Source organism: Aeromicrobium yanjiei, assembly GCF_009649075.1.
GTDB lineage: Bacteria > Actinomycetota > Actinomycetes > Propionibacteriales > Nocardioidaceae > Aeromicrobium > Aeromicrobium yanjiei.
On the sequence record NZ_CP045737.1, the window covers coordinates 3,055,978 to 3,070,715 of the forward strand.

Genomic DNA, 14,738 nt, shown 5'->3' on the forward strand with positions numbered 1-14,738 from the left:
ATCCTTCTCAGCGGCCGGACTTGCGGCGGCGGACGATCTGGGAGTCGCTGGCCTTGCGCTTGCGCGTACGGCCTTCCGGCTTGCCCCACGGGGAGACCGGGTGACGTCCACCGGACGTCTTGCCCTCACCACCGCCGTGCGGGTGGTCGACCGGGTTCATGGCGACACCACGGACGGTCGGGCGCTTGCCCTTCCAGCGGTTGCGGCCTGCCTTGCCCCAGTTGATGTTGGACTGCTCGGCGTTGCCGACCTCGCCGATCGTGGCGCGGCAGCGGACGTCGACGTAGCGCATCTCGCCCGAGGGCAGACGCAGCTGAGCCTTGTTGCCCTCCTTGGCGACGAGCTGCACGCGCACACCGGCCGAACGGCCCATCTTGGCGCCGCCACCGGGGCGCAGCTCCACGGCGTGGATCTGCGTGCCGACGGGGATGTTGCGCAGCGGCAGGTTGTTGCCGACCTTGATGTCCGCAGCAGCGCCGGACTCGATGGCCTGGCCCTGGGCGATGCCGTCAGGCGCGATGATGTAGCGCTTCTCGCCGTCCGCGTAGTGCAGGAGCGCGATGCGCGCCGTGCGGTTGGGGTCGTACTCGATGTGAGCGACCTTCGCGGGGACGCCGTCCTTGTCGTAGCGACGGAAGTCGATGATGCGGTAGGCACGCTTGTGTCCACCGCCCTGGTGACGCGTCGTGATCCGGCCCTGGTTGTTGCGGCCACCCTTCTTGGGCAGCGGCTCCACCAGGGACTTCTCCGGCGTCGTGCGGGTGATCTCGGCGAAGTCGGCGACGCTCGAGCCACGACGGCCCGGCGTTGTCGGCTTGTACTTGCGAATAGCCATTAGTCCTCAGTCCTCAGTTGCTCGGGCTCGAGAAGATGTCGATGCTCTGGCCGGCGGCGACACTGACGATTGCGCGCTTCGTGTCCTTGCGCTTGCCGAGCCCCGAGCGCGTACGACGCGTCTTGCCCTTGCGGTTGAGCGTGTTGACCGCGGTGACCTTGACGCCGAAGATCTTCTCGACGGCGATCTTGATCTCCGTCTTGTTGGCATCGGGGTGCACCACGAACGTGTACTTGTTGTCGTCGAGCAGGCCGTAGCTCTTCTCGCTGACGACCGGCGCGATCAGAACGTCGCGGTGGTCCTTGTGGATCGTGCTCACTTGTCGTCTCCTGCCTTGGTGAAGCCGGCAGCCTCAGCCGTCTCGGCCGAGTCGAACCAGACCTCGGCCTCGACGTCGTCGTAGCCCGCGTCATCGGCCGTGTGGAAGTGACCCTCGGCGCCCTTGACCTCGTGGCCCTTGGGAGCGTTGCCGCTCTTCAGGGGGGCCTTCGAGCCCGGGCCGTAGGGCTGGGTCGCCGTGGCGTTGGCCGGGACGGTGCTGCCCTCGGCCGCGTCAGCAGCCGGGGCCTCGTCGGCGGGTGCCGCAGCAGCAGCCTTCTTGGCCGGCGCCTTCTTGGCGGTCGCCTTCTTGGGCGCCGGGGCGGCGTCCTTGCTGGAGACCTCGGTGGCCAGCTCGCTGAGGGCGATGGTGTCGCTGCCCTCGGCCGAGCGGGCCGCCACGAACGCGTCGAACGCGCTCTGCGTGAAGACCAGGTCATCGGCCTTCAGCACGTCGTACGTGTTGAGCTGGTCGAAGGTCAGGATGACCGTGTTGTCGACGTTGCGCAGGCTGAGCGCCGTGAGCGTGTCGTCACGGTCGACGACGATCAGCACGCGGGGGCGAGGCGTGAGGCCGCGCAGCGTGGCGATCGCAGCCTTCGTGGACGGCGCGTCGCCTCCCACGATGCTCTCGACGACGTGCAGACGACCTGTGCGGGCCCGGTCCGACAGGGCACCACGCAGAGCGGCAGCCTTCATCTTCTTGGGCGTGCGCTGGTCGTACGAACGCGGCGTCGGGCCGTGGACCGTTCCACCACCGTTGTACTGGGGTGCACGGATCGAGCCCTGACGAGCACGGCCGGTGCCCTTCTGGCGGTAGGGCTTCTTGCCACCGCCGGACACCTCCCCGCGCGTCTTGGTGCTGTGCGTGCCCTGGCGTGCCGCAGCGAGCTGCGCGACGACGACCTGGTGGATCAGCGGGATGTTGGTCTGGACGTCGAAGATGTCGACGGGCAGCTGGGCATCAATGCTGCCCTTGGGAAGATCGAGTGCCATGACGTCAGGCTCCCTTCACTGCAGAGCGGATGACGACGAGAGCACCCTTGGGGCCGGGAACGGCGCCCTTGATGAGGATGACGCCCTTGTCGATGTCGACCGCGTGGACCTTGAGGTTCTGGGTGGTGACCTGCTCGGCACCCATGTGGCCGGCCATGCGCAGACCCTTGAAGACACGACCCGGGGTGGCGCAGCCACCGATCGAGCCGGGCTTGCGGTGGTTGCGGTGCGCGCCGTGCGAGGCGCCCACGCCGGAGAAGCCGTGACGCTTCATGACGCCGGCGAAGCCCTTGCCCTTGCTGGTCGCGGTGACGTCGACGACGTCCCCGGCGGCGAAGATCTCCGGGGAGATCTCCTGGCCCAGCGTGAAGTCGGCGATGGCCTCGGTGCGGATCTCGACCACGTGGCGACGGGGCGTGACGCCGGCCTTCGCGAAGTGACCGGAGACCGGCTTGTTGACCTTGCGGCCGTCGATCTCGCCGAAGCCGACCTGGACGGCGGAGTAGCCGTCGGTCTCACGCGTGCGGATCTGCGTGACGACGTTGGTGTCGGCCGCGATGACGGTGACGGGAACGATCTTGTTGTCGGCATCCCAGACCTGGGTCATGCCGAGCTTGCGGCCGAGGAGGCCGCGCGTGGTGGCTGTGCTGGTGTCGCTCATTGGTCGCTGACTCCCCTCAGAGCTTGATCTCGATGTCGACGCCGGCAGGCAGGTCGAGGCGCATGAGCGAGTCGACTGTCTTCGGCGTCGGGTCAATGATGTCGATGAGGCGCTTGTGGGTGCGCATCTCGAAGTGCTCGCGGCTGTCCTTGTACTTGTGCGGCGAACGGATCACGCAGAAAACGTTCTTCTCGGTGGGCAACGGCACCGGTCCTGCGACCTTGGCGCCCGTGCGCGTCACCGTGTCGACGATCTTGCGTGCCGACGTGTCAATGACCTCGTGGTCGTAGGCCTTGAGCCGGATACGGATTTTTTGTCCCGCCATGCTCTCGCTTGTCCTTTACGTTCGTTCGCTTCGCAGTCTCGCCCCCGGTTGGGGGAAGAAAGGCTCCTCCCTCCCGCCGACCCCCGAGGTCGGGCGTGTCGCGGCCACTCGGGCACAGACGTCACACACTTGTCGAGTTAGGTGGTTGGACCCGCCGCAGCGGGACGAGCTCGATCTCAGTTTCGGCACTGACCTCATGTGTTCGGCGTGAGATGCCGGACGTCAGCGCCCCAGCGATCGAGCCGGAGCAACCGAACTATTCTGACAGACCCGTGCAGGGAAAGACAAATCGAGGCCTGCCCGCGACGCGGTGTGCTCAGTGATGGACGTGCCGCTCGGAGTCCTGATGCCCCGCGGGCTCAATCTGGAAGGTCGAGTGCTCGACGTCGAAGTGGCTTGCGAGACACCCCCGCAGGCGGTCGAGGACCGCGTGCGCCTCGTCCATCCCGGTGATGCCCTCGTCGACCACGACGTGGGCGCTCATCACCGGCATCCCCGAGGTGATCGTCCACACGTGCAGGTCATGGACGTCCTTGACGCCCTCGGTGCCGACGATGTGCTCGCGCAGCTCGACCAGGTCCACGCCCTCGGGCGTCGACTCCAGCAGCACCTCGACGACGTCCTTCAGCAGGGAGATCGCGCGGGGCAGGATCATCGCGGCGATCACGAGGGACGCGATCGCGTCGGCGGCGTACCAGTCGGTGAGCAGGATCACGCTCGCGGACGCCAGCACCGCAACCGAGCCGAGCGCATCGCCCACGACCTCGAGGTACGCGCCACGGACGTTGAGATTGCTCTCCGAGCCGCTGCGCAGCAGGAGCAGACCGGCGACATTGGCCGCGAGGCCCAGGCCGCCGGCCAGGAGGATCAGCCCGCCGTCGAGCTCGGGGGCGTCACCGAAGCGGCGCACCGCGCTCACCGCGACCCACACCGACAGCCCGACCAGGATCAGTCCGTTGAGCCCGGCCGCCAGGATCTCGGTGCGTTGGTAGCCGAACGACCGGCGCGAGCCCGGCCCTCCCCCGCGCTGCGCGACCGTGATCGCGGCCAGCGCCATGACGATGCCGAACGAGTCGCCCAGCACGTGGCCCGCGTCCGCGAGCAGCGCCAGGCTGCCGGTCATCAGCGCGACGACGGCCTCGACGACCAGCACGAGCAGCGACAGGCCGAGGACCGCCGCGAGGCGTCCCCGGTGCTGCACGCCCGTGCCGTGCGCGTGATCGTGTCCCATGCTCCAAGGCTAGGCGGTGCTGGGGCGAACCACGACCCCGTGTCCCGCAGCGAGCACGTGCACCGACGCGAAGGGCCCCGCCCAGCCGAAGCTGGACGGGGCCCTTGCAGAGAGCAGGTGGTGCTAGCTCACTTGTTGATCTTCGTGACGCGACCTGCGCCGACCGTGCGGCCACCCTCGCGGATGGCGAAGCGCAGGCCCTCTTCCATGGCGATCGGCTGGATCAGCTGAACGCTCATCTCGGTGTTGTCGCCGGGCATGACCATCTCGGTGCCCTCGGGCAGCGTGACGACGCCGGTGACGTCCGTGGTGCGGAAGTAGAACTGCGGACGGTAGTTGTTGAAGAACGGCGTGTGACGGCCGCCCTCCTCCTTCGACAGGATGTAGACCTGGCCCTCGAACTCCGTGTGGGGAGTCGTGGAACCGGGCGCGATGATGACCATGCCGCGCTCGACGTCTTCGCGCTTGGTGCCGCGAAGCAGCAGTCCGACGTTCTCGCCGGCCTGACCCTCGTCGAGCAGCTTGCGGAACATCTCGATGCCGGTGACCGTGGTGGTCTGCTTCGTGTCGCGGATGCCGACGATGTCGACGGTCTCGTTGACCTTGATGACACCGCGCTCGATACGACCGGTGATGACGGTTCCACGACCGGTGATCGTGAAGACGTCCTCGACGGGCATGAGGAACGGCTTGTCCGTCTCACGCGGGGGCATCGGGATGTAGTCGTCGACAGCCTGCATGAGCTCGAGGATCGACTCGCCCCACTTGGCATCGCCCTGGAGCGCCGGGTGAGCGGCGACCTGGACGACGGGGACGTTGTCACCGTCGAACTCCTGATCGCTCAGGAGCTCACGGACCTCGAGCTCGACGAGCTCCAGGATCTCTTCGTCATCGACCATGTCGCACTTGTTGAGCGCGACAACCATCGCGGGCACGCCGACCTGGCGAGCGAGCAGCACGTGCTCGCGCGTCTGGGGCATGGGGCCGTCGGTGGCGGCGACCACGAGGATCGCGCCATCCATCTGAGCCGCACCCGTGATCATGTTCTTGACATAGTCCGCGTGACCCGGGCAGTCGACGTGCGCGTAGTGGCGGTTCTCGGTCTGGTACTCGACGTGCGAGATGGAGATCGTGATTCCGCGCTGCTTCTCTTCCGGCGCCTTGTCGATCTGGTCGAAGGCCGAGGCCTCGTTCAGGTCGGGGTACTTGTCGTGCAGCACCTTGGTGATCGCCGCGGTAAGAGTCGTCTTACCGTGGTCGATGTGACCGATGGTGCCGATGTTCATGTGCGGCTTGGTCCGCTCGAACTTCGCCTTAGCCACGTGGGGCTCCTTCTTCGAATTGGTTGCTGTTGAACGCCGTCGGATACTCGCGGCACGAGTCCCTCAGGCCATCTTATGAGATGGACCGCTGTTACTCGCCGCGGGCCTTTTTGATGATCTCTTCCGCGACGTTCTTGGGAACCTCCGCGTAGGAGTCGAACTGCATCGAGTATGACGCACGGCCCGAGGTCTTGGACCTCAGGTCGCCGACGTACCCGAACATCTCGGACAGGGGAACGATCGCCTTGATGATCTTGACGCCGCCCATGCCCTCCTCCATGGCCTGGACTTGGCCACGGCGAGAGTTGAGGTCGCCGATCACGTCGCCCATGTAGTCCTCGGGCGTGGTGACCTCGACCGCGAACACGGGCTCGAGGATCACCGGATCGGCCTTGCGAGCTGCTTCCTTGAACGCCATGGAACCGGCGAGCTTGAAGGCGAGCTCCGAGGAGTCGACGTCGTGGTACGCGCCGTCCTCCAGGGTGACCTTGACGTCGACCATCTGGTAGCCGGCGAGGACACCGAACTGCATGGCGTCCTGCGCACCCTGGTCGACGGAGGGAATGTACTCACGGGGAACGCGTCCACCCGTGACAGCGTTGTCGAACTCGTAGCCACCCTCGCCACCGGCGATCGGGCCCGTGGGCTCGATCGAGATGATGACCTTGGCGAACTGGCCGGAGCCACCCGTCTGCTTCTTGTGGGTGTAGCTGACGTTCTCGACCTTGCGCTTGATGGTCTCGCGGTACGCGACCTGCGGCTTGCCGACGTTGGCCTCGACGTTGAACTCGCGCTTCATGCGGTCCACGAGGATGTCGAGGTGCAGCTCGCCCATGCCGGCGATGATGGTCTGACCCGTCTCCTCGTCGGTGTGGACCTGGAACGTCGGGTCCTCCTCGGCGAGGCGCTGGATGGCCGTGCCGAGCTTCTCCTGGTCGCTCTTGGTCTTGGGCTCGATCGCGACCTGGATGACCGGCGCGGGGAACGTCATGGACTCCAGGACGATCTGCTTCTGCGGGTCGGCCAGGGTCTCGCCGGTCGTGGTGTCCTTCAGACCCATGACGGCGACGATCTGACCGGCGCCGACCGACGCGATCTCGGCACGCTTGTTGGCGTGCATCTGGTAGATCTTGCCGATGCGCTCCTTGCGGCCCTTGGTCACGTTGATGACCGTGGAGCCGGACTCGAGGCGACCGGAGTAGACGCGCAGGTAGGTCAGCTTGCCCAGGTGCGGGTCGGACGCGATCTTGAACGCCAGGGCCGCGAAGGGCTCGCTCTCCTTGGGCTCGCGGGTGTCGGTGACCGTCTCGTCACGCGGGTCGGTGCCGGTGACGGCGCCGACGTCCAGCGGGTTGGGCAGGAAGTCGATGACCGCGTCGAGCAGGGGCTGGATGCCCTTGTTCTTGAACGCGGTGCCGCACAGCACCGGGTTGAGCTTGGCGGCCAGCGTCGCGCGACGGATGGCCGGCTTCAGCAGCTCGGGGGTGATCTCGGCGCCGTCGAGGTAGGCCTCGGCGAACTCGTCGTCGTTGTCGGCCAGGGTCTCGATCATGTCGTTGCGCGCAGCGGCGGCGACGTCGACCAGGTCGGCCGGGATCTCCTCGACCGTGTAGTCCTCACCCATCTGGGTCTCACCGCGCCACACCAGGGCGCGGTTGCCGACCAGGTCGACGACTCCGATGAAGTCGCTCTCGGCGCCGATCGGGACCTGCAGGACCAGGGCCGTCGCGCCGAGGCGCTCACGGATCGTCTTGACGCAGAAGTCGAAGCTGGCGCCGGTGCGGTCGAGCTTGTTGACGAAGCACATGCGCGGGACGCCGTACTTGTCGGCCTGGCGCCAGACCGTCTCGGACTGCGGCTCCACGCCGGCGACACCGTCGAACACGGCGACCGCACCGTCGAGGACGCGCAGGTTGCGCTCGACCTCGACGGTGAAGTCGACGTGCCCGGGGGTGTCGATGATGTTGATCTGGTTGTCTTTCCACCAGCAGGTCGTCGCGGCAGACGTGATCGTGATGCCGCGCTCCTGCTCCTGCTCCATCCAGTCCATCGTGGCGCCGCCGTCGTGGACCTCACCGATCTTGTACGTGATACCGGTGTAGAAGAGGATGCGTTCGGTCGTCGTGGTCTTGCCGGCATCGATGTGCGCCATGATGCCGATGTTGCGGACCCTGCTGAGGTCGGTGGTGATGTCGGTTGCCACGAGTGTGATCGCTTCCTTTGATGCGGGACCCCCGCCGGATCACGGCGAGGAGTGGTGGTGGTGCTTGGTTACCAGCGGTAGTGAGCGAACGCCTTGTTGGCTTCAGCCATCTTGTGCGTGTCCTCACGCTTCTTGACCGCGCCGCCGAGGCCGTTGCTGGCGTCGAGCAGCTCGTTCTGGAGGCGCTCGGCCATGGTCTTCTCACGACGGGCGCCGGCGTAGCTCACGAGCCAGCGCAGGGCCAGCGTGTTCTGGCGAACGGCGCGGACCTCGATCGGGACCTGGTAGGTCGCGCCACCGACGCGGCGGCTCTTGACCTCGATCGCGGGCTTGACGTTGTCGAGCGCGCGCTTGAGCGTGATGACCGGGTCGGTGCCCGACTTCTCACGCGTGCCCTCGAGGGCGGCGTAGACGATGCGCTGGGCGACCTGCTTCTTGCCGTCGACCAGGACCTTGTTGATGAGTGAAGTGACGAGCTGGCTTCCGTAGACCGGATCAGTCTCGACGACGCGCTTCGGGGCGGGACCCTTACGAGGCATTACTTCTTCTCCTTCTTGGCGCCGTACAGGCTGCGAGCCTGCTTGCGGCCCTTGACTGCCTGCGTGTCGAGTGCGCCGCGGATGATCTTGTAACGGACACCGGGCAGATCCTTGACTCGACCGCCACGCACGAGCACGATCGAGTGCTCCTGCAGGTTGTGGCCCTCGCCGGGAATGTATGCAGTGACCTCGGTACCACTGGAGAGCTTCACACGAGCGACCTTGCGAAGCGCCGAGTTCGGCTTCTTCGGGGTGGTCGTGTAGACGCGGGTGCAGACACCGCGACGCTGAGGTGAACCCTTGAGCGCGGGGGTCGTCGTCTTGACGACCTTGCGCTGGCGGCCCTTGCGGACCAGCTGGTTGATCGTGGGCACTACAAACTTCCTTCTTCTGGCTGGCGCGAGCCATGAGTCGTGATGCGCTCACCGCCCCAAACCTCTGGCGGGATGTGCGCAACGGCCTGAGGAGTTCAGGCACGGCTCCTAATACTACCGGTCCCCGCGGCACAGTCCAAATCATCGTCGACCACCGTCTGCGGGGCGGATCACCCGCGCGGCGCAGGCGTGGCGCGTGCACGGCACGGCTGTCCGTCGGGAGTCAGGGTGTCGTGCGGCCTGCCAGCAGGGCGAGCCCGTCATCTCCCTGGAATTGCAGGGATTCCGGGGGCACACGGTGCCACAGCGCGAGGTACAGATCGGACGCCGAGCCGGTCACGACGGCGTCGGCCTCGGCGGTCGGGGGCATCTGCACCGGCGGGTCGGACTCCCCCTCGCCGGGCGCGATGATCCAGGAACGATCGAGGTCCGCGGCGACGAACCTGATGCGCGAGCGGACGTCCGGCCCACGTCCGCCGGCGGTCAGACGGGGGAAGAAGATCCTGAGCACCTCGTCGATGCCGTCGGCTGCGATCTGCGCCGGGACCGCCCACTGCCCGGCCCCGTGGCCGAGGGCCTGCTGGAGGTCGACCACGTGGACGGTCGTCTCGTGCAGCTGGCGGCGCGGCCAGAAGGCAGCGGTCTCGTCGATGCGGGAGAAGTTGGGGACGATCTCGTCGGGGCTGACCGCCCGCAGCACGGCGAGGAGGGCCTCCGCGGTGCCGGCGTACCAGGAGCCGATCGGCCCGGCGATCAACGGCGTGGGCTCGGGCACCCGCTGACCGCCGATCACGATGGCGGCAGCCCAGCGGTGGATCGCCCCGAGGTGCACGGCCAGGTCGCGCACGGTCCATCCCTCACAAGCCGGGACCGCCTCGTCGCCGGTGGCCTGACCGACGAGATCGGCGAATCGGGACGTCGCAGCGCCCAGCTCGCCGAAGACGTCGATCTGCCCGCCGGGGCGCTGCGTCATCTCACTCAGCCGTTCTCGGCCGGGTCGAGGAGCTGGGCCAGGTGGACGGCCTGCACCGCCGCGAGGTCGTCGAGCTGGGTGCGGCACGAGAAGCCGTCCGCGACGACGACCGCCCCCGTGGGGGCGTTCCGGATCGCCGGCATGAGTTGCTGCTCGGCGACGGCCACCGACACCTCGTAGTGCCCCTTCTCGACCCCGAAGTTGCCGGCCAGCCCGCAGCACCCCGAGAGCCGGTCGATCGTCGCGCCGGTCGCGGTCATGATCGCGAGATCGGCCTCGAAGCCGAGCACTGACGCCTGGTGGCAGTGCGGCTGCACGACGAGGGTCGTCCCCGTGAGGTCCGGAGGCGTCCACCCCTCGGTGCGCTGCAGCAGCTCCGACAGTGTGAACACGCCCGCGGCGACGTCGACCGCACGCGGGTCGTCGACGAGCTCGACGGCGTCCGAGCGCAGGACCGCGAGGCACGACGGCTCCAGGCCGACCACGGGCACCCCGGCCGTGACGTAGGGGTGCAGCTGGTCGATCGCCCGTTCGATCATCGTCCGGGCGGTGTCGAGCTGCCCCGTCGTGATCCAGGTCAGCCCGCAGCACTGGGGTCGGCTCAGCACCTCGACGTCGTAACCGGCGCCGTCCAGCACGCGCAGCGCGGCCTGTCCCCCGTCGGTCGAGAAGTACTCCGTGAACGAGTCCGCCCAGATGACGACCTTCGACCGGTCGCCCCGCAGCTGCGGCCGGGCTGCGCGGGAGAATCGCCGCGTCGCGAACGCGGGCAGGCTGCGGCGCTGGTCGACCCCGGCCACCCAACGGGCGATCGACCGCAGCCCCGGGGTGCGGAGCCCGAGATTGGCCAGCCGCGCGACGGGGGACGTGACCCGCGCCCAGAACGGGAGCCGGCCGAGGACGTAGTGGCTGCGAGGCCTCACCCGGCCCTTGTACGACTGGTGCAGGACCTCGGACTTGTAGGAGGCCATGTCGGTGCCGGTCGGGCAGTCGTTGAGGCAGCCCTTGCAGGCCAGGCAGAGGTCGAGGGCCTCGTGCACCTCAGGGGCGCGGAAGCCGCCGGTGACGAGACGGCCGTCGATCATCTCCTGCAGGACGCGGGCCCGCCCCCTCGTCGAGTCCTTCTCCTCGCGGGTGGCCTGGAACGACGGGCACATGACCCCGTTGGAGCCCTGGTTGTCCGCGATGCACTTGCCCACGCCGGTGCAGCGGTGGACGGCCTTGCCGAGATCGCCGTCGTCGTGGAGCAGCCGCAGGCCGAGACGCCGCGACAGCTGCTCGCGCCCGGGTGAGCGGATCGACTCAGGACCTCGCAGGTCGGCGTCCACGGGAGCGGGTCGCACGAGCACCCCGGGATTGAGCAGGTCGTCGGGATCCAGGACTCCCTTGACCTGCTCGAAGAGCGAGATCGCGTCGGCGGAGTACATGAGCGGCAGCAGCTCGGAGCGGGCCCGGCCGTCGCCGTGCTCCCCCGACAGCGAGCCGCCGAGGCTCGCCACCTGGGTCGCGGCGTCGGTCAGGAAGCGGCGGAACACCTGGTGCCCGCCCTCGGCGTCGAGGGGGAAGTCGATGCGGATGTGCACGCAGCCGTCGCCGAAGTGGCCGTAGGGCACCCCGTCGAGGTCGTTCTCGCGCAGCAGGGCGTCGAGCTCGCGCAGGTAGCGCCCGAGCTTCTCCGGCGGGACTGCCGCGTCCTCCCAGCCCGACAGGGCCTTGCCCGGCAGGGTGCGGGTCGCCAGGCCGGCGCCCTCCTCGCGGATGCGCCACAGCACGGCCTGCTCGCCGGCGTCCGTCACGACACGGTGGTCGAGGGCCGACGCGGCGCGGGCGGCTCTCGCGACGGTGTCGGCGATCTCGGCCGGGATCTCGCCGGAGATCTCCACGAAGAGCCAGCCCCCGCCGCGGGGCAGGTCGGGGACGCTCCCCCGATGGGTGCGGTAGACGTCCACGATCCGCGAGTCGAGGCCCTCGCACGCGGTCGGCCCGAACGGCAGCAGCGCCGGGACGTCGTCGGCGGCCTCGGCCATCGAGGCGTAGCCGAGCACCAGAACCTGACGGTACGACGGGTCCTGGACCAGCCGCACCGTGGTGGACGTCATCGTGGCCAGCGTCCCCTCGGTGCCGGCCATGAACGTCGCGACGTCGAAGCCGTTCTCGGGCAGCAGGTGCTCGAGGCTGTAGCCCGAGACCTGGCGTCCGAAGCGGCCGAGCTCGGTGCGGACGGTGGACAGGTTCGCCCCGACGAGGGACCGCAGATCGTCCAGCGTGGACGACGGCGTGCTCGCCCCCGGCCCGAGGACGAGCTCCTCGCCCCGCATCGTCACGACGTCCATGCCGATGACGTTGTCGGCGGTGCGGCCGTACGCGAGCGCGCGCGAGCCGCACGCGTTGTTGCCGATCATGCCGCCGACCGTGCAGCGGGTGTGCGTCGACGGGTCCGGGCCGAACCGCAGGCCGAGCGGCGTCGCGGCCTTCTGCAGCACCGCGTGGACGGTGCCCGGCTCGACCCGCGCGGTGCGGGCGTCGACGTCGATGTCCAGGACCCGGTTGAGGTGGCGGGTGAAGTCGATGACGACGCCGGGCCCGACCGCGTTGCCGGCGATCGAGGTGCCGGCCCCGCGCGACGTCAGCGGCACCCCGGTCGTGCGGCACGCGGCGACGGTCGCCAGCACCTCCTCGGTGCTTCGTGGGCGAACCACGACCTGCGGGACGACGCGATAGAGCGAGGCGTCGGTGCTGTAGAGCGCCCGGGTGAGGGTGGAGTCGTCGACCTCCGCGACGCCGAGGCGCCGCAGCTCGGCGACGACGTCGGTCGTCCTCGTGTCCGTGATCGTCACCAGATCTCCAGCGACTGCTCGAGGATCGAGGCGACCGCGTCCTCGGTGACCTCCAGGGGGGCCGTGGCGAGCAGGCGCTGCTGCTTCATCGTCCCCTCGACGAGCGAGGGGACGTCCCCCTCGTCGAAGCCGACCGCGCCGATGCCCGACGGGATGCCCACGTCGCGCATGATCGAGGCCAGCACCTGCGGCAGGAACTCCGCAGGGTCGTCCGGACGCTCGGCGGTGGGATCGAGCAGCTCGGCGGCACGGATGTGACGCTCGGGCGCCGCCTGGAACGTGTGCCGGAACGCGGCGGGCGCGGTCAGCGAGACGGCCATGCCGTGCGGGACCATCGCGTGGTCCGCGTCGTAGCCCTCGGGCCGGAACTCGCGGACCTGCCCCGCGATGGGATACGCATTGGCGTGCGGGATGTGGACGCCCGCATTGCCGAAGCCGAGGCCCGCGAAGGTCGCGGCCATCGCGACCTCGGTGCGTGCGGCGAGGTCGTCGCCGCGGTGCACCGCGGTGCGGAACGATCCGGCCATGAGGCTCAGCGCCTTCTCGGACCACATGTCCGCGATGGGGTTGGACCCGCAGTAGGGGACGCGCTCGTGGGCCTGCTTGTGCTCGTACGACGCGAACGGACGAGCGGTGTAGCTCTCGAGCGCGTGGCACAGGATGTCCAGTCCCGACGCCGCCGTGACGCCGGCCGGCTGCGTGAGGGTGAGCTCGGGGTCCACGACCGCGAACGCGGGACGGAGCCGGGCGTGCGAGATGCCGGTCTTGACGTGCTGGCTCACGACGTCCAGCACGCAGATCGTCGTGCTCTCACTCCCGGTGCCGGTCGTGGTCGGCACCGCGATGAGCGGCAGCAGCGGATTTTTCGGCGCGCGGGCGCGACCGACCGGCGCGTTGACGTAGTCCATCAGCTCGCCGTCGTTGGTCGTCAGGAGATTGACCGCCTTGGCGGTGTCGATCGCACTTCCCCCGCCGACCGCGACGATCGCGTCGAACGGGCCCTCGGCACGACCGAACGCGATGGCCTCCTCGAGGCTCGCGTCGGTGGGCTCGACGCGGGAGCGGTCGAACACGATCGCCTCGATCGAGGCGGCCCGCAACGACTCGGCGATCTCGCCCGGGGTGCCGGTCGCGGCGACACCGGGGTCCGTCACGACGAGCACGCGTCGCGCCTCGAGCTGGGTCAGGTCGTGGGCCAGCTCGTGCCGGGCGCCGATGCCGAACTTGAGACCGGGCGCCCCGTAGGTGAAGACCGTCTCGGGATGGCTCGGCTGGAATCCTGACATGTCCGCTCCTCGGGGCTGGCGTGGCGCCACACTAGCATGCTACTTCGCCGGGGAGGGCCCGGAAGCGGACCGGCCGGGCAGGTACAGATGATCCCGCAGCCCCCGCGCCCAGTCCAGGTCCACGACGTCCTCCCCCGGCGTCGCGACCTGCTCCATGAGCAGTGAGGCGGTGTGCACGAGGTGCTCCTCCATGTGCGCGGCGGCCGCGGCGGGGTCGCGGGTCGAGATGGCCGCGACGATCGGCGCGTGCTCCTGCGCGACGTCGGCCATGTCACGCGACCGGCTGATGGTCGACGCGCCCCGGGCCTGGATCGAGTCGCGCAGGGTCGCGACCTCGGCCTGAAGGCGGGCGTTGCCCGTCGCGGCGCCGATCGCGTGGTGGAGCAGCCGGTCGTGGGCGGTGAACTCGGCCTCGTCGTCGTGGGCGACGCACGCGCGCATCGCCGACAGCTCCGCCTCGATCGTCGCGACCGTCTCGGCGTCCGCGTGGGCAGCAGCGTAGGCGGCCGCCGGGACCTCGATCATGAGGCGCAGCTCGAAGACCTCCCGGACGTCCGCGACCGAGACCCCGCGGATGCGGACCCCGCGGTTGCGCTCGATCGTCACCAGCCCGATGTCGGCGAGCCGCAGCACCGCCTCCCTGACCGGGGTCCGCGAGACCTCCAGCAGATCGGCGAGGCGGTAGATCGAGTGCAACGAGCCGGCGGGGAACTCACCCGCGACGATCGACTCGCGCAACGAGGCGAAGACCCGCTCGGTCGTGGAGACGCGCGCCATGGTGCCTCGCTCCCCTCGTGATCGTCCGCCTTGTGGCGAAACGATATCGTGAGGCACTGGG

General features: G+C 68.9%; 14 protein-coding genes. All 14 read right to left on the reverse strand.

Annotation, left to right across the window (positions count from 1 at the left end):
- Positions 1 to 7: 7 nt before the first annotated feature.
- Positions 8 to 835 (reverse strand): 50S ribosomal protein L2, encoded by an 828-nt coding sequence (gene rplB, locus GEV26_RS15000; protein ID WP_153654345.1) that lies wholly within the window; start codon positions 833 to 835, stop codon positions 8 to 10.
- A gap of 13 nt (positions 836 to 848) precedes the next feature.
- Positions 849 to 1,154, reverse strand: a complete 306-nt coding sequence (gene rplW, locus GEV26_RS15005) for a 50S ribosomal protein L23 (protein WP_153654347.1) — start codon at positions 1,152 to 1,154, stop codon at positions 849 to 851.
- On the reverse strand, positions 1,151 to 2,149 hold the full coding sequence (gene rplD / locus GEV26_RS18180; protein ID WP_153654349.1) for a 50S ribosomal protein L4, sunset domain variant: 999 nt from the start codon (positions 2,147 to 2,149) through the stop codon (positions 1,151 to 1,153). The genes rplW and rplD overlap by 4 nt, the downstream gene beginning before the upstream one ends.
- 4 nt (positions 2,150 to 2,153) lie before the next feature.
- Positions 2,154 to 2,810 carry a 50S ribosomal protein L3 gene (gene rplC / locus GEV26_RS15015; RefSeq protein ID WP_153654351.1) on the reverse strand — a complete coding sequence of 219 codons (657 nt, stop codon included), beginning with the start codon at positions 2,808 to 2,810 and terminating at the stop codon, positions 2,154 to 2,156.
- Between the two features lie 16 nt (positions 2,811 to 2,826).
- A complete protein-coding gene (gene rpsJ / locus GEV26_RS15020) occupies positions 2,827 to 3,135 on the reverse strand; it encodes a 30S ribosomal protein S10 (protein ID WP_007078637.1) in 309 nt (102 codons plus the stop codon).
- Between the two features lie 316 nt (positions 3,136 to 3,451).
- Positions 3,452 to 4,366, reverse strand: a complete 915-nt coding sequence (locus tag GEV26_RS15025; RefSeq protein ID WP_153654353.1) for a cation diffusion facilitator family transporter — start codon at positions 4,364 to 4,366, stop codon at positions 3,452 to 3,454.
- 128 nt (positions 4,367 to 4,494) lie between these two features.
- Positions 4,495 to 5,688: an elongation factor Tu gene (gene tuf, locus GEV26_RS15030; RefSeq protein ID WP_153654355.1), complete on the reverse strand. Its 1,194-nt coding sequence runs from the start codon at positions 5,686 to 5,688 to the stop codon at positions 4,495 to 4,497.
- A gap of 91 nt (positions 5,689 to 5,779) precedes the next feature.
- Positions 5,780 to 7,891, reverse strand: a complete 2,112-nt coding sequence (gene fusA, locus GEV26_RS15035) for an elongation factor G (RefSeq protein WP_153654357.1) — start codon at positions 7,889 to 7,891, stop codon at positions 5,780 to 5,782.
- Positions 7,892 to 7,959: 68 nt separating this feature from the next.
- Entirely contained in the window at positions 7,960 to 8,430 is a 471-nt protein-coding gene (rpsG, locus tag GEV26_RS15040; RefSeq protein WP_153654359.1) for a 30S ribosomal protein S7, read from the reverse strand.
- Positions 8,430 to 8,804, reverse strand: a complete 375-nt coding sequence (gene rpsL, locus GEV26_RS15045) for a 30S ribosomal protein S12 (protein ID WP_056606137.1) — start codon at positions 8,802 to 8,804, stop codon at positions 8,430 to 8,432. The genes rpsG and rpsL overlap by 1 nt, the downstream gene beginning before the upstream one ends.
- Before the next feature lie 223 nt (positions 8,805 to 9,027).
- Positions 9,028 to 9,777, reverse strand: coding sequence for a maleylpyruvate isomerase family mycothiol-dependent enzyme (locus GEV26_RS15050; RefSeq protein WP_153654360.1), 750 nt, complete (start codon positions 9,775 to 9,777; stop codon positions 9,028 to 9,030).
- Positions 9,778 to 9,782: 5 nt separating this feature from the next.
- Positions 9,783 to 12,614 carry an FAD-binding and (Fe-S)-binding domain-containing protein gene (locus GEV26_RS15055; RefSeq protein ID WP_153654361.1) on the reverse strand — a complete coding sequence of 944 codons (2,832 nt, stop codon included), beginning with the start codon at positions 12,612 to 12,614 and terminating at the stop codon, positions 9,783 to 9,785.
- A complete protein-coding gene (locus GEV26_RS15060) occupies positions 12,611 to 13,900 on the reverse strand; it encodes a hydroxyacid-oxoacid transhydrogenase (RefSeq protein WP_153654363.1) in 1,290 nt (429 codons plus the stop codon). Before GEV26_RS15060 ends, GEV26_RS15055 begins: the two co-directional genes overlap by 4 nt.
- A 39-nt stretch (positions 13,901 to 13,939) precedes the next feature.
- Positions 13,940 to 14,677, reverse strand: a complete 738-nt coding sequence (locus GEV26_RS15065; protein WP_194839884.1) for a GntR family transcriptional regulator — start codon at positions 14,675 to 14,677, stop codon at positions 13,940 to 13,942.
- Positions 14,678 to 14,738: the final 61 nt, after the last annotated feature.